This is a genomic window from Ruminococcus sp. Marseille-P6503, assembly GCF_900604945.1.
Taxonomy (GTDB): Bacteria; Bacillota; Clostridia; order Oscillospirales; family Ruminococcaceae; genus FB2012.
Genome location: NZ_UWPB01000001.1, coordinates 1,078,913 through 1,097,518 on the forward strand (window position 1 = coordinate 1,078,913; position 18,606 = coordinate 1,097,518).

Consider the following 18,606-nt stretch of genomic DNA (forward strand, 5'->3'; position numbering starts at 1 on the left):
TATGCCTTTTCAAATCGACAAATACTTGTCTTTGAAGGAGCTATAATATTGTCAGGACAGTTTCGGAGGTGACGAAGTGAAAATTTATATCGACGTGCTTGTGATCACAAACGCCGCCGTTACGCTTATGTTTATTCTCGGACTCGGAAAGATAACTCATACTCCGCTGAAGAAATCAAGAGTCGCCGCTTCATGTATTTTCAGCGGATTATCCTCGCTGCTGGTCATAGCCGAGCCGCAGGGCTTTTTTGAGTCGCTGGCAGTATCCTCCGTTAAAATTATCTGTATTCTTATAACGATTTTAACGGCGTTCAAATGGCGCGGTTCACTAAGTCTGATAAAATATTTTCTGCTTTACCTCGCAATGAATCTGATATTTGCCGGCTGCTGCTTTTTGCTGTGGGAAATCACCGGAAGCAGGATAATTTACATAAAAAATTATACCGTATACTTTGACATTTCGCTTATGAGCATTGCCGCGTCAACTATTCTGGCATACGCCGTAATCACCTTATATGACGTCATCACGACACGCTGTTTCAGAAAAGACAAAGCCTACAAAGCAAAATATACCGTAGGCGATTACGAAATAACCCTGCCTGCCGTCGCCGACACGGGAAACGTCCTTTGCGATTCATTTACGGGAATCCCTGTTATAGTATTCTACTGCGACGAATTATTCGAGCATTTCAATCTGGATTATGAAAATTACTGTACCGTAAACGGCTTCAGGCTTATTCCCTACTCTACCATAAGCGGCAGCAGTCTGATGTCCGTTACTTCGCGCGGAAAAGTCGAGATTTTCTCGGAAGATAATTTTTCAAAGGAAGTAAAATGCTATGTGGGTATTGTTAAGTCAGCTGATAATAAATCGAAAGCAATTTTCAATCCGAATTTGCTTGTATAAATTAAAATTGATAAGGAGATAGATATATTATGAATATGCTGGATCTGCTGCAGCGCGGTTTAAACGCTGTTATAACAAAGCTTTTATGCTCAGAGCAAGAAAACGTGGACTACATAAACGGAGCCGACTCGCTTCCTCCGCCGCTTTCAAAGGAAGACGAGCAAAAAACCTTTGAACTGCTGAAAACAGATGAGAAAAAAGCCAGAGAGCTGCTTATAGTTCACAATCTCAGACTGGTCGTTTATATTGCAAAAAAATTTGAATCTACAGGCGTAGGAATAGAGGACCTCATTTCAATAGGCTCGATCGGTCTTATAAAAGCGGTAAAGACCTTCTGCCCTGACAAAAATATAAAGCTTGCGACATATGCCTCCCGCTGTATTGAAAACGAGATACTTATGTTCCTGCGCAAATCCACGCAGCACCGCAACGAAATATCTATAGACGAGCCGCTTAACATTGACTGGGACGGCAACGAGCTTCTGCTCTCCGATATTCTCGGCACTGATGACGATACGGTAAACAAGGGAATAGAAAGCGAGGTAGAAAAGCAGCTGCTTCTTGAAGAGATCGAAAAGCTTACGCCCAGGGAAAAACAGATAATGCAGATGCGTTTCGGATTGGTGAACGGAAAAGAAATGACTCAAAAGCAGGTCGCCGACGTTGTCGGAATCTCTCAGTCATATATTTCGCGTCTTGAAAAACGAATCATAAAATCAATAAGAAAAAATCTGGAAAAGATATGCTGAAAAAAATCCATCGGCTGAACCGATGGATCTTTTTATTTATTAAAATTTTTTACCGCTTACTTTATCATTGAAGCTACTTCGTCAGCAAAATTATCCTCTTTCTTTTCAATGCCTTCGCCACGCTCAAAGCGTACATAGTCAACAACCTTGATCGAACCGCCGAGCTCCTTAGCAGCCGCTTCAACGTATTTGCCTACTGAAACCTTGTCGTCCTTAACAAAAGCCTGTTCAAGCAGACAGTTTTCAGAATAATACTTTCCGATTTTACCCTCAACGATCTTAACCTTTACCTGCTCGGGCTTGTTCGCCATCTTAGGATCGTCAGCCATCTGAGCCAGCATGATCTTCTTCTCTTCCTCAAGAGCAGACGCGGGAACAGCCTCCCTGTTAAGATACGCAGGGTTCATAGCCGCAACCTGAAGCGCGCAGTCCTTGCCGACCTCAAAAACCTTGTCAGCAGAAAGGTCTGTGTCAAGCTTTACCATTACGCCGATGCTTCCGCCGCCGTGAACATAAGGAACAAGAACGCCTTCAAATCTCTTGAAGCGACGGATAACCATGTTCTCCCTGATCTTTATAAACAGATCCTGAAGCGACTCCTCAACGGTCTTATCGCCGCCGCTGATAACGCAAGCCTTGAGAGCGTCAAGATCAGCGGGATTCTTCTCTATGACCGTCTTGGCGACAGCAGCAACAAAAGCCTTGAATTCCTCGTTATTGGCGGCAAAGTCTGTTTCGATATTAACCTCTACGACAGCTCCTGCATTGCCTTCTACAACGGAAGTAACGATACCCTCCGCTGCAACTCTTCCGCTCTTCTTAGCCTGAGTAGCAAGTCCCTTTTCGCGGAGAATAAGCACCGCCTTATCTGTATCTCCATCAGCTTCTTCAAGAGCCTTCTTACAGTCCATCATGCCTACGCCGGTGGCTTTCATAAGATCTTTAATTTCTGCTACGGATACTTTTCCCATTTTAATTCCTCCCAAACAAATTTTGTTTATACCGAAATCAAGGCAGACATTTTGTGCCTGCCTGAACTTTCAAAATTATTCAGCCGCTTCTTCCTCAGCTTCAGCCTCGGCAGTCTCCGCGTCCTCGCCCTGTCTGCCTTCGATAATGGCGTTTGCCATGCAGCCGGCGATGAGCTTAACGGCTCTGATAGCGTCGTCGTTGCCGGGGATTACATAGTCGACATCGTCAGGATCGCAGTTTGTGTCAACAATTGCAACTACAGGTATGCCGAGCTTCTTGGCCTCGGAAACGGCGATCTTTTCCTTACGGGGATCAACAACGAACAGAGCTCCCGGAAGAGTTTTCATGTTCTTGATACCGCCCATGAACTTTTCAAGCTTTTCAATTTCAAGATTAAGCTTTACTACCTCTTTCTTAGGCAGAAGATTAAAGGTGCCGTCAGCTTCCATAGCATGAAGCTGCTCAAGTCTTTTGATTCTTCTCTGGATAGTCTTAAAGTTTGTCATCATACCGCCGAGCCATCTTGCATTGACAAAATGCGCGTTAGCTCTGAGCGCCTCTTCCTTAACGGACTCGCTTGCCTGCTTCTTTGTTCCTACGAAAAGCACTTCCTTGCCCTCAGCGGAAATATCGCGGACAAACATATAAGCTTCCTCAAGCTTCTTAACCGTCTTCTGAAGGTCAATAATATAAATTCCGTTTCTTTCCGTGAAAATGTACGGCGCCATTTTCGGGTTCCATCTTCTTGTCTGATGACCGAAATGTACTCCGGCCTCAAGAAGCTGCTTCATTGATACTACTCCCATTGTAGTAACCTCCTGTTTGGTTTTTTATTTCCGTTTAAACGGATACTGTATCCTCCGCCCGGCTTAACTTGCCTCCACCTGAATGATCAGGAACCACGGCAAAAGCGCAGGCGTGCGAATTGCTTTAATATTATACCATACAGCTGAACAAATTGCAACAAAAATCCAATGACTATTTCAACAAATTTTCAACACAGAAAGTCCGTGATTTTGTGCATACTGCATCGTTATCAAATCTGACTAAAATAGTATCCTCGCCGATAAGCTCGATGTCCTTGCATTTTATAATTATATCCTCGTCTCTTCCCATTATCCCAAAAGCCCTTGCCTTTCCGAAAACGACAAGGGAAACAACGCTGCCGGACATCGTATCAATCTCAATATCGTCAACGTAGCCTATTTTAAGACCGGTTTTAAGATTGACGACCTCCTTGTTTCTGATACTTGTAAAGCTGCAAATCATAAAAGCCACCTCCTGCATAAAAATATGCAGAAAACGGCTCGTCTGATAACAATATCAGCTTCTATTTGCGCTTAATAATTCTTTATCCGCCTCAATATATTCAAAGAAATCTGAAAATTCGCCTCTAATGTAATCTGAAATTATCAATATAAACTCACTGTTAGTCGGTTTATAATAATTTTTAAGCGAATTCTGATTAAAAAACATCTGCCTTACATTTTCATTGGTGCGTTTCCACGAATTGCTTATGGCAACTCTGACCGCGCGCTCGACTGAAGTGGCGGTCGTTTCATACTTCGCGGCAATTCTCGGATATACGTCTTTGGAAAAATTATATTTTCTGCTCATTTCAGTCACAGCCATAAAAACCGCGTCTCTTATGTAATTATAGCCCTGCATACAGTTGTTGAAATTGAAAATACACATTATCTCCGAGATCCGGCGCTTTATTTCATCATATCCCTTTTTTACGTCTACAGGCACAAGACTGCATATTTTTCGTATATCGTCTACGATCTGATCAAAATCAAAGGGCGCTGAATAGCTTCGGCTTACGCCCATATTTTCCAGATCTTCAATAAGGCCCTCTTCTTCATATGTGTACAAATTTATAATTATAGGAGACTGATGCATCACGCTGAGATCCTTTATCAGCGAACGCATTGCGTCGCCTTCCATATTATTGCTGCTGACTATAATAAGGTGAGGCTTATATTTCATAACCGAAACTTCTACGGAAATGCTGTCAACATCGCATTTCAAAACATTAAAGTCAGGCAGTGAAAACTCTGAAAGACACCGAGAGCGCAGTTTTTCGTCATCAATTGAAATAAGCAGCCTTATTTTATTAATCATTACACTACGCCCCTTTCTAAACACAAATTGCTAAACACTTTTAATGATAGTATAACAAACCTCAAAATCAATTTCAAGAGCGCGCAGCTATTTTACTTTCTGTACCGAACGCATATAAATTTTGCACAAAAAGATTTTAATATAATTTTACATATGTCGAAATAAATCGCACTTTAAATCTGGGCCTTTATTCTGTTTAAGGCTCCCTTTTCAAGCCTGGATACCTGAGCCTGTGAAATACCTATGCTTTTTGCTACTTCCACCTGAGTTTTGCCCTGAAAAAATCTCAGGAAAAGAATATTTTTCTCTCTCGGCTGAAGCGAATTTATAGCTTCCTTTAAAGACAATTCCTCAAGCCATTGAGAAGCGTCGTTATTATCTCCTACCTGATCTAGCACGAAAAGCGTATCTCCAGAGTCGGAATATACAGGCTCGTATAAGGAGATCGGCTCGCTTATAGATTCAAGCGCAGTAACCACCTCGCATCTTTTGGCTCCTATTTCCCTCGCTATTTCATCAAGCGTAGGCTCCTTCTGATTCCTGTTCATAAGCTTTTCCTTTGCCTGCATGGCTTTGTACGCCATATCTCTGAGCGACCTGCTTACTCTCAGCGGCTGATAATCCCTCATAAATCTTCTCAGCTCTCCCAGGATCATAGGCACAGCGTATGTGCTGAATCTTACGTCGAGATTTATATCAAAATTATCTATGGCCTTTATCAGACCGACTACCCCTACCTGAAACAGATCGTCGGCTGATTCTCCTCTGTTGACAAATCTTTGCAAAACGCTTAGAACAAGTCTTAAATTGCCTTTTATAAGCTCTTCTCTTGCCGTCTTATCGCCGTTTCTTACTTTTTTCAGAAGCTCTATTTTTTCCGATTCCTTTAAAACGGTAAGCTCGGACGTATTTACGCCGCTTATTTCAACTTTATTATACTGCATATTAACTCCTAAATGACTTGATAATATAATTATTACCAAACCAAAGTTGCAGTATACAGCAGCATAACAAGCAATTTATGGAATAGCAAGCTAAAGCGGTCAATTCATTCCCAAAACCGACCGCTTTCAATATAAAAAAGCTGCCTGCCGAACGCTTTTACGGCAGACAGCTTAATGAATTGATTTTTACTGCTTTGAAACGTCAGTGATTACTTCCTTGAATCCGGTGGCAAGACCTGCAAGCCCCTGAATTTCGCTTGGAATAATAATCTTTGTCGCCTTTCCGTCCGCAGCCTTGGCGAACGCTTCAAGACTCTTGAGCTGAATAACCTGCTCGTTAGGATTAGCCTGATTCAGCTTTATCAGGCTAGCTGCTATCGCATTCTGAACCATTTCAATAGCCTGAGCTTCACCCTCGGCTTCAAGTATCTTCTGCTGCTTAACAGCGTCAGCCTGAAGTATCTTAGCTTCCTTGTCTGCCTCGGCGCGGAGTATCTTAGACTCTCTTTCACCCTCAGCGACCAGGATCTGAGATTTCTTCTCAGCCTCCGCCTGAATTACCTTTTCTCTTCTTTCACGGTCGGCCTTCATCTGTTTTTCCATAGCGTCGCGGATTTCAGCAGGAGGAAGGATATTTTTAAGCTCGACTCTCTGAACCTTGATTCCCCATCTGTCCGTAGCCTCGTCAAGAATCTTCGTTATATTTGTGTTGATAAAGTCGCGCGAAGTAAGGGTGGCTTCAAGATCCATATCGCCGACAATATTACGCAGAGTAGTAGCCGTAAGATTCTCAATTGCGGAAATAGGTCTTTCAACTCCGTATGTAAACTGCATAGCGTTGGTGATCTGGAAAAATACCACAGTATCTATCTGCATTGTTACGTTATCCTTTGTAATTACCGACTGCGGCTTGAAATCCACAACCTGTTCCTTGATGGAAACCTTCTTTGCCACCTTGTCTATAAACGGAACCGTTACATGAAGTCCCGTTCCCCAAGCGGCATGAAACGCGCCGAATCTTTCCACTACATACACATACGCCTGCGGAACTACCTTAATATTGCTTATTACCACTATGATAAGAACAATCAGCACGATCAGTGCAATTATCCAACCTTCCATAATACTACCTCCTGAATTAAAAAAATAAATATAAGCTATTTAGAAACTATAAGCTTGGCGCCGTCAACCTCCTGTACAGTAACAACAGCCCCCTCGTCAATTACAGAGCCGTCTGAAGAACGCGCAGCCCAGTTAGTGCCGCCGAGCTTCACTCTCCCCTCCCCGAGCTCGTTATTGATCCTTTCCGTGACCACAGCGGATTTACCGATATCAAGCTCAAAGTTGGTATGGTATTTCTCGCCCTGCATTTTCCTGACCAAAGGCCTGGTAGCGATAAGCAGTATCACAGACGCGATCACAAAAACCGTAAGCTGTACAATGAAGCCGAAATCAGCTATCGCAAAAAACATTGCGATAAGAGCGCCGAAAGCAAGCCAGATCGAAACCAGAGCCGAAGCCGTTGCAATTTCAACCACTATGAAAAACACAAACGCTATAGCCCAGCCGACAATCATCATCGTATCCATATTTATCCCCCTTTATTTTTATTACTCTATACACAGTTTATATGTACAGAAACATTATACCACAGCATATCTCTTTTTTCAATAGATTTTTCAAAATTTATCATTATTTTTATAGTGTTCCTCACTCATGTCAACATCCGGTATATATTAAATTTGCAGATAATTAAAATTGATTTTACTTTAATTTGACAATCCCCCGCAAATGTGCTATTATATATATGTATTATTTTGAAAGGATCATTATGAATATGAACTGGATCGAGGTTGACATTTTCACTTCTACTCAGGGGGTAGAGCCTCTTACAGGATCTCTGCTCGGATACGGCATTAACGGCTTTGTGATCAAGGATTCCGCAGATTTCAATGCCTTTCTTGAGGATAAATCGGCAAACTGGGATTACATAGACGACGATCTGATGGGGATTAAAAGCTGTGAAACAACGGTGACCGTCTATCTTCCGGAAAACGCTCAGGGGCTTGAAAACCTTGAAGCGGTCAAGTCTGAGCTTACTGCTCTCAAAAGCCGTGACGCGGACCGTCAGTTCGGCAGACTGGAATACGAGCTTAAAAACGTCTGCGAGGAGGACTGGGCTAATAACTGGAAGCAGTATTTCAAGCCTCTCTGCATAGGCGAAAAGCTGCTTGTCAAGCCTTCCTGGGAAAGGGTTTCACCTGACGAAAAACGCATTATACTTGAAATCGACCCTGCCTCAAGCTTTGGAACAGGCCAGCATAATACGACTCAGCTTTGTCTGGAGCTTATTGAAAAATATTTTACTGAAAACTGCCGAATGCTGGATCTCGGCTGCGGAAGCGGAATACTTTCCATTGCGGGGATACTGCTGGGAGCAGAATCTGCTTTTGCAGTTGATATTGATGAGAATTCAGTAAAGATCGCCGGGGAAAACGCGGCTAAAAATCATATATCCCCGGACAAATACACCGTTATGTGCGGAAACGTCATCGACGATGACGAGCTTGTCGATTCTATCGGCGCAGATTACGATCTTGTGTGCGCAAATATAGTAGCCGACGTTCTGATCGGTATGAGCGGAAGGTTTGCCGGATTTCTGAATAAAAACGGAATCCTGATTGTTTCAGGGATAATCGACAGCCGTAAGGAAGAGGTGCTTCAGGTTATAGAAGCCGAAGGCTTCGAGCTTATTGAAAGCAGGGAAAAAGAAGACTGGGCCGCCGCAGCCTTCAGAGTACATAAATAATTTTTTATACAGATTTTACACTTGCAAACGAAAGGAGAAAATTATGCAGCTGTTATTTTTGATAATCAAGAGAACGGAGCTTGTAGACGATATTATGAGGGAGCTTGCCAAGGTCGGAATCAGGGGAGGCACCGCTATTGACAGCGTAGGTATGGCAAAGTCGATTTCGGGAATGGATAATCTTCCTACAATAGGCCTGCTCAGAGAGCTGTTAAAGGGCGAGGATCCGGCTATGAAGGGCAAAACCATTTTTGTAGCCGTAAAGGACGAGCAGGTCGAGGACGCCAAAAACGCCATTGTTAAAATCACCGGAGATCTTTCACTCCCTAACGCGGGCGTGCTTTTCGGCGTTCCGATAACCTTTGCTATGGGAATAGGCTGAATCATACGAATATACGATAAAACGCAGGAAGTTCTTACAGAGAACACCTGCGTTTTTTCTTACAGTATAAAGCATATAAGACCGGAACAGCCCTCGTTTATCATTCTTTCAATGGTTTCCTTAAGTCTCATTCTCGCGTCGTACGGCAGCTTGGCAAGCTTGGCGTGCAGCCCCTCGTTCACCAGCTCGTGAAGAGATTTGCCGAAAATATTGCTTTCCCATATCTTCTGAGGAGATTCCTCAAAATCGTTGAGCATATACAATACAAGCTCCTCGGATTGTTTTTCCGAACCGACTATCGGAGCTACCTCCGTATTTATATAGGCTTTCATCATATGAATGGACGGCGCTGTCGCCTTCAGCCTGATTCCGTATTTTCCTCCCTGCTTTATTACCTCCGGCTCTTCCAGCGAAAGCTCATCCATTGAAGGCATAACAATGCCGTATCCTGTTTCCTCAACCTGATTGAGCGCTTCCGCGAACTTGGAAAACTTATTTTTGATTCTTACAAGCTCAAGGATCTGAGGCATAAGATCGCTTTCATTTTCTATAGTCAGACCCGTCGCCTCACCGATGATTTTAAAGAACAGATCCTGATGTATTCCTACTGAAATCACCGCGCTGCCGCTGCCGAGATCAATGCTCTTGACTCTGCTTTCAGTGACCTGCTCGCACAACGCTATCTCGTCCGCGCAGGCGTTGATCTGTCTCAGATTGGTAAGCTGCGACGCGGCGCTTCTGATATGTGAAAATACCGCTTCCTTCAGCCAATGACCCTTGTCTAGACTGTTTATCCATGACGGCATTTCAATATTGATCTCCTTTATCGGAAATGCGTACAGAACCTGAGTCAGGATATTTTTTATATCCTCCTCCGAAAGCTCAAGGCAGTTTATAGGCATAACCGTTGTCCTGTATTTTTCCGAAAGGTCTCTGCAAAGCTGCTGAACTTCAAGAGAATCAGGGTAAACGCTGTTCATAAGCACCACAAACGGCTTATTTATATTCTGAAGCTCGGCAATTACCCGTTCTTCACATTCCTCGTATTCATCGCGCGGCAGATCGGTTATCGTTCCGTCGGTAGTTACAACAAGCCCGATGGTGCTGTGCTCGGTTATTACCTTCTGCGTTCCCACCTCTGCCGCCATATTAAACGGCACCTCTGTGTCAAACCACGGAGTGACCACCATTCTGGGCATTTCATTTTCAAAATAGCCTATCGCGCTAGGTATTATATAACCTACACAGTCAATCATTCTGACATTGAATTTTGCTCCGCCGTCAAGCGAAATCTCCACCGCTTCCTCAGGTATGAATTTAGGCTCGGTAGTCATTATGGTTTTTCCGCCTGACGACTGGGGAAGCTCGTCGATCGCCCTCTCCTTGCGGTAGTCGCTCTCAATGTTGGGAATAACGAAATTCTCCATAAACTGTTTTATAAAGGTTGACTTTCCCGTTCTGACAGGCCCTACTACACCGATATAAATATCTCCGTCAGTTCGGGTTGCAATGTCTGTATAAATATCGTTCGTCATATTTTTTCCTCCAGATTCTAATTCATTAAAGGTATAAGCAGCATTCCGCAGTCGCTTAGCTTATCGCCGGAAAGATCGTTTTCCTCCATGATAGCATTGATGGAGGTCGAATATTTCTTCGCTATCTCCCAGATGTCCTCGTTCTCGCTGCAATAGCAAAGCTTAAGAGCATAGCCCTGCTGTTTTTCTTTCGGCTTATCGGTGCAGACGTTAAGCCCGCACAGCATATTTCTTGCCGACTGCTCGCAGACATAGCCTCCGATTTTAAGCTCGGCCTTAAGCTCGGCGGTATGACTGTCGGTAAGATGATAGGAACAGCTCTGCACGCACACCTTTGGGTCTATGGCGCTTTCGGCTGAAAACTCTGCGGCAAGCTCATGCTCAAAGGGCGCTTCCGCCTCGAGATAAATAGGAGAATTGCTTTCATTCTTTCCTATAAGACAGAAAATAACGTTGCCGGATATAATATATTTTCCGCTGTCCTCATCATATCTGGAGGAAATATTGTTTATATCGCACCAGCAGTCGTAGATACAGCATATCTCGTCATCGTCATAGCTTATCTGAGAATGCGAGGTATGCGTTTCGTTGATCTGAACAGGTACGCTTTCAATTCGGCAGCCGCTGTTTTCCATTTCACATTCGTAACAGGTAGAATACGCGTCAGTAACGACCTCGCAGGTTTCAAACTTCATGGCTGTACAGTTTACCAGAAGCACAAGCTCGCATTCAAGCGATGAGGAATTTTCCGATTTGGGTATTATCTCGCAGCCGGACGGAGTTATGTCGACAAACGCGTCAAAGCTTTCGTCGATTCCGTCAATGTCAATTATCTGACTGAACGGTATGGTAAATTTCATGGATTCAATCGAATCCTCTCCGGAAGGATCGGTGCAGGTATAAAGCATCGTGATCTCAGCGTCGCCCTTTGTTATAAGCTTTCCTGCTATCATTTTCTGCTCCTGCGGAAATACGGTGCAGTCTGAACGAAGCACCGAGCCTACCGCTGGCTTCGACGCCCCGAGCTCCAGCTCCTCTATAACGGTAACGCGCTTTGAAGCGGTCAAACGCTTTGAAGGATATGTAATCAGAGATTTTTTCAGCTGTATATTGGCTCCGAAAGCGTCCACGATCACAGCCTGCTTCTTCTCTCCTACTACCTTGACCCTTGCTGAAACCGCTCCTCTTACGTCAAGTCTTCTCTGGTTTACTACACGGCAGTTTATATAGTCAACGTGCGGAGTGATCGTAATCATAGGATTCTGACAGTCTCCGCTCAGATCTATTGATTTCGAGTAATTGAGCTTCTGCTCCAGACAGTTTACCTTGCAGCTCCCCTCGCTCTGATACATGACTCTTATCAGTACCGACAGCTCAAAGGTCATTTTTTCGCCGTTAATGCTGTGTGACATAATTTTAGGCATCACACGGCATTTTAAGATCCTGAAAATATCAGGGTAGTAATCGGGAAGAACAAAATCGCGCTCAACAGCCTGCTCTACCGTCGTATCAAGAGCGGTCTGACTGGCTGTAAAGGTCTCCCGATTGACTTTGAATTCCATAGTTCCCATAACAAATGCGTCCTCCTAAAAATCTTGGTTTGGTTTTATCTTGCTAAGACAATATATTCGGACATCGTATGAAATATACCGCAAAATATCCTGAACGTACAAGATTTCTGTGTATTCATATTAAGGAAAGACAAACAAATCGCCGCCCAATGTCTTATGTTTAATAATATGCCTGCAATTGGGCTTGTATTCTGGGACTATAACTTAAAACGCGGATTTTATGGCAAAAATATAACCCGAAAAAACTATTGAAGTCATTTCGGGTTATATTTTAATAATCAATTTGTATCCTATGCACACTGCGAAAAAACATTATGAACGTTTGCCCAGTCAATACTTAAACTGTCTTTTCACATGGCGTATATCCTTGCCGATAAAAGGGATAGGATCAAAGCAGCCTGTGATACGGGAAACTATTCTCTCGTTATATCTTCCGTTCAGCTCGGAAGCCGAAAGATTGGTAGAAATTATAGTCGGTCTGTCAAGGTTGATCCTGCTGTTTATAATATCATATAGCGCGGATTCGTTGAAAGCGGTCTGAAATTCCGAGCCGAGATCGTCCAGGATAAGCAGATCCGCGTTGATCAGTATTTCCAGCGTATCGCCCTCCGCTCTGCCGAATCTTTCATTTTCAACGGCGCGGAGAAAATCAAGAATAGAGCCGAAAGCGACATTAAAGCCGTTTTCCGTCAGCTGCTTTGCAATACACGACGAAAGAAAGGTTTTGCCGAGACCAGTTCTGCCAAAGAAAAAGAGAGAAGGAGAGCCTTTGCCGAAATTAAGCGCGTAATCCCGGCAGAACTGATAATTCTGCGCCATCTTTTCTCTGGGCACAGCTCCGTTAATGCTGGTATTATCGTAATATTCAAGCCTGAACTCTGTAAAATCGTGCAGCTTTATGTGACAGTTTGAATTGATCTCCTCTATCGTATATTTTTTAAGCAGCCCTTTCAGACATTCGCACCTTGCTCCGCCGCTGTATCCGGTATCCCCGCATATTGCGCAGGAATAAGGAACGTCAAGATAATTACGGTCGCCCTTAACGACCTGAAGCATATCCTTTATCGTTTCCTGGGTACGGAGATTTTTTTCTTTGACCTTTTCAATTATCTCCGCTGTATCCTCTCTTTTTTCCATAACAAGCTTCATAAGCTCGGCGCCGGTATTAGACAGCGACCTTTGCAATACCGCTATCTCCGGAGCGATACGATTTATTTCCTCAGTGCGCTTGATATGTATTTCCTCGGCTCGCTTTCTGCGCCTTGAAAGCTCTGCTTCCGCACGTTCAAAAGCCTGTTCGCTGTATTTCATTCCTTACCACCCCTGCTGTTAGGATTATAGTTCATTGCAAACTGCTCCCACTCGTCAAGGTCGTAGGAGGTTTCCCTGTTTTTATCTCCGCCGTACTTTTTAACTACCGACTGAGAAAATCTTTTGTCGTCGTCTGCAACCTGCTCAGGCGACATAATGCTTTTCCCTGCCCAGTTTCTAAGTATTCCGTCTATGTATCCGAAGCTCAGCTTGTTTTTGCTGTCCATACACTTTTCGTATGCGATCGCAAGCATCTGGGTACTGAAGCCCATTTCGTTCCATTTGTCGATATATTCCCGCTGTCTTTTCGACGGCTTGCTTTCCAGTCCTAAAACCTTTGCCGCCTTATTCTGATATGACCTTATTTTAGACTGTCTGATAATTTCAGCTTCAATATCGGTATATTCGACTATTCCCCGCTCAAACCAGCTTCTCGCCACAGTTTCAATATACGCGAACCTGTCTTTTCCCAGCTGATGACAGTATTCGGCGATCATAAGAATCGACGCGGCGGAAAAGCCGTAGTATTCATACAAGTTGACCAGTCCGGCCGTTTCGGTGGCGTTGATAGTCCTGCACAGGGTTTTCTGTATATCGTTGATAAGCATTTTTATGTCCTGGTTCTTTTCAGCTATCTCAGCAAGCTCCCTTGGAGAATATTTGACCAGCGCCCTTACCGCGGAAGTATTTCTTCCCGGGTCGATCGCTTCCGCAGTGCTGACAGGAGCGGAAGCTGCCTTACCCTCGGTCTGCGCTTTAACGGCCGCCTCAGTATTCTTTATCGGCGTTCCGTTTTCGCTTTCGGCAGAAATAACTCCCCTTCCGGCCCAGTATATTACAGCGTCATGAGCAGTCTGCTCGCTTACTCCCGCCTGTGCTGCAAGAAGCTCGGTATCCGCAGTATTTGAATTGCTGCACAGAATACACAGCAGAACCTTTATAAATTCGCCGTCGCTCAGCTTTATATAATCGTCGACCACGCTGCACGGAACGGTAAAAAACCTGCCCCAGCGGTCACAGCTAATCCGGTATATCATTTTTTCAGCCCTTTACTTTTTCTTGTTTATAATTATAGCATGAACACAGCCTAAATGCAAGACAAATAAATATTAATAAACTCAGATATCCTTATAGAGTTTATCAAGCGTTCCCCCGATATAAGCAGCGGCAGGAATTTCTCCCCGCCGCTGCCGCGATTTTTTATCCAACAATGCTTCCGTTTCAGACTTAAAGGCCTTGGGATATTTATAAATAAAGCTGAGCCTTAATCAAGCATTTTTTTCAGATAGCTGCCCGTATAGGATTTTTCACAGGCGGCTACCTCCTCCGGAGTACCTGTAACAACGATCTCTCCGCCCTTGTTTCCTCCGTCCGGTCCTAAATCTATTATATGATCCGCCGTCTTGATTACGTCCAGATTATGCTCGATCACAAGGACCGTATTTCCGGCGTCGCACAGCTTCTGCAAAACCTCGATAAGCTTGTGGACGTCCGCGGTATGCAGTCCTGTGGTCGGCTCGTCGAGGATATAGATAGTCTTTCCGGTAGATCGCTTTGAAAGCTCGGTTGCAAGCTTCACCCTCTGAGCCTCGCCGCCGGAAAGAGTAGTAGCCGGCTGACCTATTTTGATATATCCAAGCCCTACCTCGTAAAGGGTTTCAAGCTTTCTCTTTATCTTAGGGATATTCTCAAAGAAAGCCACTCCCTCTTCCACAGTCATTTCAAGAACGTCATAGATCGACTTGCCCTTGTATTTTACCTCCAGCGTTTCACGGTTGTAGCGCCTGCCCTTGCAGACCTCGCAGGGCACATAAACATCAGGCAGAAAATGCATTTCTATTTTAAGGATTCCGTCTCCCTCGCACGCCTCGCAGCGTCCCCCTCTTACGTTGAAGGAAAATCTTCCGGCATTGTAGCCTTTCATTTTCGCGTCGCTTGTCTGCGCGAAAAGCTCCCTGATGTCGTTGAAAACTCCGGTATAGGTTGCAGGATTGGACCTGGGCGTTCTTCCTATGGGCGACTGGTCAATGTCTATGACCTTGTCAAGATATTCAAGACCCAGCAGCTCCTTAAACTCTCCGGGTCTGATTCTGGCGCGGTTAAGCTTTCCGGCAAGCTCCTTGTAAATTATTTCATTTACAAGCGAGGATTTTCCGCTGCCCGAAACTCCGGTCACGCAGGTAAATGTGCCTAAAGGTATTTTAACGGTTATATTCTTGAGGTTATTCTGCTTCGCCCCTTTTACAGTCAGGAATTTACCATTGCCCTTTCTTCTTGCTTCCGGCACAGGAATTTTCTTCCGCCCGCTTAGATACTGACCGGTAACTGAAGCCTCGCAGGACATTATATCTTCAACCGTTCCGGCGCACACTATTTCTCCTCCGTGTATCCCCGCCCCCGGACCAACGTCTACAATATAATCGGCATTATGCATGGTGTCCTCGTCATGCTCGACAACTATAAGCGTATTTCCCAGATCCCGCAGACGCTTAAGAGTGGCAATAAGCTTGTCGTTGTCCCGCTGATGCAGACCTATGGACGGTTCGTCAAGAATATACAGCACGCCCATAAGCGACGAGCCGATCTGCGTAGCAAGACGTATTCTCTGACTTTCTCCTCCGGACAGAGTGCCGCTGGAGCGGGAAAGAGTAAGATATTCAAGTCCCACGCTTTTCAGAAATCCCAGGCGTTCCCTGATCTCCTTGATGATCCTTTCTCCGATAAGCCGCTCTCTTTCGGTAAGCTCAAGATTATCAAAAAATTCCAGAGCCTCGTTTACCGACAGATGTGTGAGCCGGCTTATATTCAGTCCTCCTACAGTTACGGAAAGGCTTTCCTTTTTAAGTCTTTCACCCTTGCAGGCAGGACATTTTTCATCGCTCATAACCGTTTCTATCTCCGCCCTTGAATACTCGCTGGCGCTTTCTTTATACCTTCTTTCAAGGTTCGGGATTATTCCCTCAAACTCGGCGCTGTAATCCGATTTGTAATATTCCGTCTGTCTGGAAAGCTTAAGCTTCTGTCCCTGAGTACCGTAAAGGAAAATATCTATGGCGTCAGGATCGAGATTTTTCACAGGATCGTCCAGTGAAATTCCGTACTGCTCGGAAATAGCCTTATAATACATCATAGCTATGGAGCTGTCGTCAAGGCTGTTCCAGCCGCTGGCTTTTATTGCCCCCTGTCTGATGGAAAGATCGGTATTGGGAATTATAAGCTTGGGGTCTATCTTCTTGAATATTCCCAATCCGGTGCATTTTTCGCACGCGCCGAAGGGATTGTTAAAGGAAAACATTCTGGGAGTCAGCTCTTCGATTGAAATATTATGCTCGGGACAGGAATAGTTCTGTGAAAAATGCATTTCCTCTCCGTCTATAACGTCAACCGTTATCAGTCCGCCCGTAAGCGAAGCGGCGATCTCTATACTGTCCGTAAGACGCGACTTTATATCAGGCTTTATTACCAATCGGTCTACAACTATTTCAATAGTGTGCTTTTTATTCTTTTCAAGCTTTATTTCCTCGGACAGATCGTAAACTATCCCGTCGATCCTGACTCTTGCGTAGCCGGATTTTCTCGCCTGATCAAGCTCCTTTCGGTATTCGCCCTTACGCCCTCTTACGATAGGCGCGAGAAGCTGAAACCTTGTACCCTGTTCAAGCTCCATTATTTTATCAACTATCTGGTCTATAGTCTGCTGGCGTATCTCCTTTCCGCAGACGGGACAGTGCGGTACTCCTATTCTGGCGTAAAGCAGCCTCAGATAGTCATAGATCTCCGTTACCGTTCCTACCGTAGACCTAGGGTTTTTCGACGTGGTTTTCTGGTCTATCGAAATAGCCGGCGACAGCCCTGTTATCGAATCAACGTCCGGCTTTTCCATCTGTCCTAAAAACTGTCTTGCGTATGACGAAAGCGACTCCATATATCTTCTCTGTCCGTCGGCGAAGATCGTATCAAACGCCAGAGAGGATTTTCCCGAGCCGGAAAGCCCCGTAAGCACGATAAGCTTATCCCTCGGTATTGTCAGATCTACATTTTTGAGATTGTGCTCTCTCGCTCCCTTTATAACAATTTCACTGCTCTGCATTTCTTCACTTTCCTATCTATTAAAATAATCTTTTCCTGTACATAATTTCACGGCTTCGGGCAAATCCTGACTTTTCATAGCACGCCTGCGCGTTTGTATTTTTATCAGAGGTAAATAATTGGTATCCCGCAAGATTCTTACCCTTAAAATACTCTTCAATATAGCCGATTACGGCAGTCGCCACGCCAAGCCGTCTGAATTTTTCATCGACAAACAATTCAGTTATCTCCGCGTAAAAGTTTTTATAGCACATTGATTTAAAAATCTGAACACAGCAAAAGCCAACAAGTTTTCCTCCGCTTTCGGCAACAAACACCTCTTCCTGATCATTTTTGATAAGAGATTGTTTCAACAGTTCAAAATCCGTCGCACCCTCGCCGTTAAAGATTTCATTCAGCTGAAAAAGCTGCCCGGCGTCGGATACCTCGGCTTTTCTGACTTTAAAATTCATTACCTCTCTCCTCTCAGCCGTACTGTCATACAGAAACGCGGCGCGTTCAAATTCAAGCGTTTTTACCGCTTACTTCATCTGCTTGGTAAGCTTGTTTATAAGCGCTTACTCTTAATACTTAAGAATATTCATCACTGGTCATATTTTATCATTCCTTTTTGAATTATTCAATAACTTCAATTTTATTATCGGTTAACAGTATCGCCTGATTATTCGTCAAATCAATATGCGGGCAACTGACGGTTGTGAAAATTCCGCTTATGACGTTGCCCTTTCTTGCTTTGATTGATCTATAAATTTGAGCGCTCTTTCCAGAAGCTTTGGCTGTATATACGGATAAGTCCAATTTTCAGGACATCCATCAAGCAAAACGACCTCGGCGATTTCCGTTTCAGGCTTATCTCCAAAGCTTTTTATATCGGCGTAAAACAACATTCCGTAATCGTCAAAGGAATAAACGCATATCGGCTCGATCGTATACTCTGCCGCTCCTGTTTCCTCCCAAAGCTCACGCCTTGCGGTAGAAAGAATATCCTCTCCGTCCTCGCGATGACCTCCCGGCATCTCAAGAGTGGTTCTGTCCTTATGTCTTACAAAAACCAATTTACTATTATAAAAAGCTGCAATTACAGCATATTTCATATTTTCTTTGCAATTCAGATCGTGAAAATCCACTTTACCATTCATTTTATAATGCTCCTATGTTTGTCGTTTAGCTAAGTGATATTTTAACTCGGAGCAAAGCCCGATGTAAGCTTGCT

The 18,606-nt window shown here is 44.2% G+C and carries 18 protein-coding genes; 4 read left to right on the forward strand and 14 right to left on the reverse strand.

The window, feature by feature from the left end; translation table 11 throughout:
* Nucleotides 1–76: 76 nt before the first annotated feature.
* Nucleotides 77–907 carry a sigma-E processing peptidase SpoIIGA gene (locus EIH25_RS05020; RefSeq protein WP_124099171.1) on the forward strand — a complete coding sequence of 277 codons (831 nt, stop codon included), beginning with the start codon at nucleotides 77–79 and terminating at the stop codon, nucleotides 905–907.
* 35 nt (nucleotides 908–942) lie between these two features.
* The gene (gene sigE / locus EIH25_RS05025) at nucleotides 943–1,656 is read left to right on the forward strand and encodes an RNA polymerase sporulation sigma factor SigE (RefSeq protein ID WP_206425693.1); all 714 of its coding nucleotides are present in this window, start codon (nucleotides 943–945) and stop codon (nucleotides 1,654–1,656) included.
* Between the two features lie 56 nt (nucleotides 1,657–1,712).
* Here the strand turns inward: sigE and tsf are convergent, their stop codons facing one another.
* The 7 genes from tsf to EIH25_RS05060 form a co-directional block, all read right to left on the reverse strand.
* Nucleotides 1,713–2,627 carry a translation elongation factor Ts gene (gene tsf / locus EIH25_RS05030; protein WP_124099175.1) on the reverse strand — a complete coding sequence of 305 codons (915 nt, stop codon included), beginning with the start codon at nucleotides 2,625–2,627 and terminating at the stop codon, nucleotides 1,713–1,715.
* 75 nt (nucleotides 2,628–2,702) lie between these two features.
* Nucleotides 2,703–3,434, reverse strand: coding sequence for a 30S ribosomal protein S2 (gene rpsB / locus EIH25_RS05035; RefSeq protein WP_124099178.1), 732 nt, complete (start codon nucleotides 3,432–3,434; stop codon nucleotides 2,703–2,705).
* A gap of 172 nt (nucleotides 3,435–3,606) precedes the next feature.
* Nucleotides 3,607–3,897, reverse strand: coding sequence for a YlmC/YmxH family sporulation protein (locus EIH25_RS05040; protein ID WP_124099179.1), 291 nt, complete (start codon nucleotides 3,895–3,897; stop codon nucleotides 3,607–3,609).
* Nucleotides 3,898–3,951: 54 nt separating this feature from the next.
* The gene (locus EIH25_RS05045) at nucleotides 3,952–4,752 is read right to left on the reverse strand and encodes a sporulation initiation factor Spo0A C-terminal domain-containing protein (protein ID WP_124099181.1); all 801 of its coding nucleotides are present in this window, start codon (nucleotides 4,750–4,752) and stop codon (nucleotides 3,952–3,954) included.
* A 173-nt stretch (nucleotides 4,753–4,925) separates the two neighbouring features.
* Complete coding sequence (gene sigG, locus EIH25_RS05050; RefSeq protein ID WP_124099184.1) at nucleotides 4,926–5,696, reverse strand: RNA polymerase sporulation sigma factor SigG; 771 nt, start codon at nucleotides 5,694–5,696, stop codon at nucleotides 4,926–4,928.
* A gap of 186 nt (nucleotides 5,697–5,882) precedes the next feature.
* Nucleotides 5,883–6,818 (reverse strand): SPFH domain-containing protein, encoded by a 936-nt coding sequence (locus tag EIH25_RS05055; protein WP_124099186.1) that lies wholly within the window; start codon nucleotides 6,816–6,818, stop codon nucleotides 5,883–5,885.
* A 35-nt stretch (nucleotides 6,819–6,853) separates the two neighbouring features.
* Entirely contained in the window at nucleotides 6,854–7,285 is a 432-nt protein-coding gene (locus EIH25_RS05060; RefSeq protein ID WP_124099188.1) for an NfeD family protein, read from the reverse strand.
* A gap of 242 nt (nucleotides 7,286–7,527) precedes the next feature.
* On the opposite strand from EIH25_RS05060, the gene prmA reads away from it, so the two are divergent.
* Together prmA and EIH25_RS05070 are read left to right on the forward strand one after the other, a co-directional pair.
* Nucleotides 7,528–8,505, forward strand: coding sequence for a 50S ribosomal protein L11 methyltransferase (gene prmA / locus EIH25_RS05065; RefSeq protein ID WP_347561935.1), 978 nt, complete (start codon nucleotides 7,528–7,530; stop codon nucleotides 8,503–8,505).
* 43 nt (nucleotides 8,506–8,548) lie between these two features.
* On the forward strand, nucleotides 8,549–8,887 hold the full coding sequence (locus tag EIH25_RS05070) for a hypothetical protein (protein WP_124099190.1): 339 nt from the start codon (nucleotides 8,549–8,551) through the stop codon (nucleotides 8,885–8,887).
* Between the two features lie 59 nt (nucleotides 8,888–8,946).
* Here the strand turns inward: EIH25_RS05070 and spoIVA are convergent, their stop codons facing one another.
* The 7 genes from spoIVA to EIH25_RS05105 all read right to left on the reverse strand — a co-directional run bounded on the left by spoIVA (nucleotide 8,947) and on the right by EIH25_RS05105 (nucleotide 18,532).
* Nucleotides 8,947–10,422, reverse strand: coding sequence for a stage IV sporulation protein A (spoIVA, locus tag EIH25_RS05075; protein ID WP_124099192.1), 1,476 nt, complete (start codon nucleotides 10,420–10,422; stop codon nucleotides 8,947–8,949).
* 17 nt (nucleotides 10,423–10,439) lie between these two features.
* Nucleotides 10,440–11,993, reverse strand: a complete 1,554-nt coding sequence (locus EIH25_RS05080; RefSeq protein ID WP_124099194.1) for an SPOCS domain-containing protein — start codon at nucleotides 11,991–11,993, stop codon at nucleotides 10,440–10,442.
* Between the two features lie 330 nt (nucleotides 11,994–12,323).
* Nucleotides 12,324–13,304, reverse strand: a complete 981-nt coding sequence (locus EIH25_RS05085) for an ATP-binding protein (protein WP_124099196.1) — start codon at nucleotides 13,302–13,304, stop codon at nucleotides 12,324–12,326.
* The gene (locus tag EIH25_RS05090; RefSeq protein ID WP_124099198.1) at nucleotides 13,301–14,341 is read right to left on the reverse strand and encodes a DnaD domain protein; all 1,041 of its coding nucleotides are present in this window, start codon (nucleotides 14,339–14,341) and stop codon (nucleotides 13,301–13,303) included. The genes EIH25_RS05085 and EIH25_RS05090 overlap by 4 nt, the downstream gene beginning before the upstream one ends.
* A gap of 227 nt (nucleotides 14,342–14,568) precedes the next feature.
* A complete protein-coding gene (gene uvrA, locus EIH25_RS05095; protein WP_124099200.1) occupies nucleotides 14,569–17,394 on the reverse strand; it encodes an excinuclease ABC subunit UvrA in 2,826 nt (941 codons plus the stop codon).
* A gap of 19 nt (nucleotides 17,395–17,413) precedes the next feature.
* Complete coding sequence (locus tag EIH25_RS05100; RefSeq protein WP_124099202.1) at nucleotides 17,414–17,845, reverse strand: GNAT family N-acetyltransferase; 432 nt, start codon at nucleotides 17,843–17,845, stop codon at nucleotides 17,414–17,416.
* Nucleotides 17,846–18,103: 258 nt separating this feature from the next.
* Nucleotides 18,104–18,532, reverse strand: a complete 429-nt coding sequence (locus EIH25_RS05105; protein WP_124099204.1) for an NUDIX domain-containing protein — start codon at nucleotides 18,530–18,532, stop codon at nucleotides 18,104–18,106.
* Nucleotides 18,533–18,606 lie beyond the last annotated feature (74 nt).

What these genes read in the sequence shown, in the direction of transcription:
- sigG (WP_124099184.1), bottom strand. Translation starts at nt 5,696, where the DNA reads ATGCAGTATAATAAAGTTGAAATAAGCGGCGTAAATACGTCCGAGCTT.
- EIH25_RS05045 (WP_124099181.1), bottom strand. Translation starts at nt 4,752, where the DNA reads ATGATTAATAAAATAAGGCTGCTTATTTCAATTGATGACGAAAAACTG.
- sigE (WP_206425693.1), top strand. Translation starts at nt 943, where the DNA reads ATGCTGGATCTGCTGCAGCGCGGTTTAAACGCTGTTATAACAAAGCTT.
- EIH25_RS05090 (WP_124099198.1), bottom strand. Translation starts at nt 14,341, where the DNA reads ATGATATACCGGATTAGCTGTGACCGCTGGGGCAGGTTTTTTACCGTT.
- tsf (WP_124099175.1), bottom strand. Translation starts at nt 2,627, where the DNA reads ATGGGAAAAGTATCCGTAGCAGAAATTAAAGATCTTATGAAAGCCACC.
- EIH25_RS05105 (WP_124099204.1), bottom strand. Translation starts at nt 18,532, where the DNA reads ATGAATGGTAAAGTGGATTTTCACGATCTGAATTGCAAAGAAAATATG.
- EIH25_RS05060 (WP_124099188.1), bottom strand. Translation starts at nt 7,285, where the DNA reads ATGGATACGATGATGATTGTCGGCTGGGCTATAGCGTTTGTGTTTTTC.
- EIH25_RS05100 (WP_124099202.1), bottom strand. Translation starts at nt 17,845, where the DNA reads ATGAATTTTAAAGTCAGAAAAGCCGAGGTATCCGACGCCGGGCAGCTT.
- EIH25_RS05085 (WP_124099196.1), bottom strand. Translation starts at nt 13,304, where the DNA reads ATGAAATACAGCGAACAGGCTTTTGAACGTGCGGAAGCAGAGCTTTCA.
- rpsB (WP_124099178.1), bottom strand. Translation starts at nt 3,434, where the DNA reads ATGGGAGTAGTATCAATGAAGCAGCTTCTTGAGGCCGGAGTACATTTC.
- prmA (WP_347561935.1), top strand. Translation starts at nt 7,528, where the DNA reads ATGAATATGAACTGGATCGAGGTTGACATTTTCACTTCTACTCAGGGG.
- spoIVA (WP_124099192.1), bottom strand. Translation starts at nt 10,422, where the DNA reads ATGACGAACGATATTTATACAGACATTGCAACCCGAACTGACGGAGAT.
- EIH25_RS05040 (WP_124099179.1), bottom strand. Translation starts at nt 3,897, where the DNA reads ATGATTTGCAGCTTTACAAGTATCAGAAACAAGGAGGTCGTCAATCTT.
- EIH25_RS05070 (WP_124099190.1), top strand. Translation starts at nt 8,549, where the DNA reads ATGCAGCTGTTATTTTTGATAATCAAGAGAACGGAGCTTGTAGACGAT.
- EIH25_RS05055 (WP_124099186.1), bottom strand. Translation starts at nt 6,818, where the DNA reads ATGGAAGGTTGGATAATTGCACTGATCGTGCTGATTGTTCTTATCATA.
- uvrA (WP_124099200.1), bottom strand. Translation starts at nt 17,394, where the DNA reads ATGCAGAGCAGTGAAATTGTTATAAAGGGAGCGAGAGAGCACAATCTC.
- EIH25_RS05080 (WP_124099194.1), bottom strand. Translation starts at nt 11,993, where the DNA reads ATGGGAACTATGGAATTCAAAGTCAATCGGGAGACCTTTACAGCCAGT.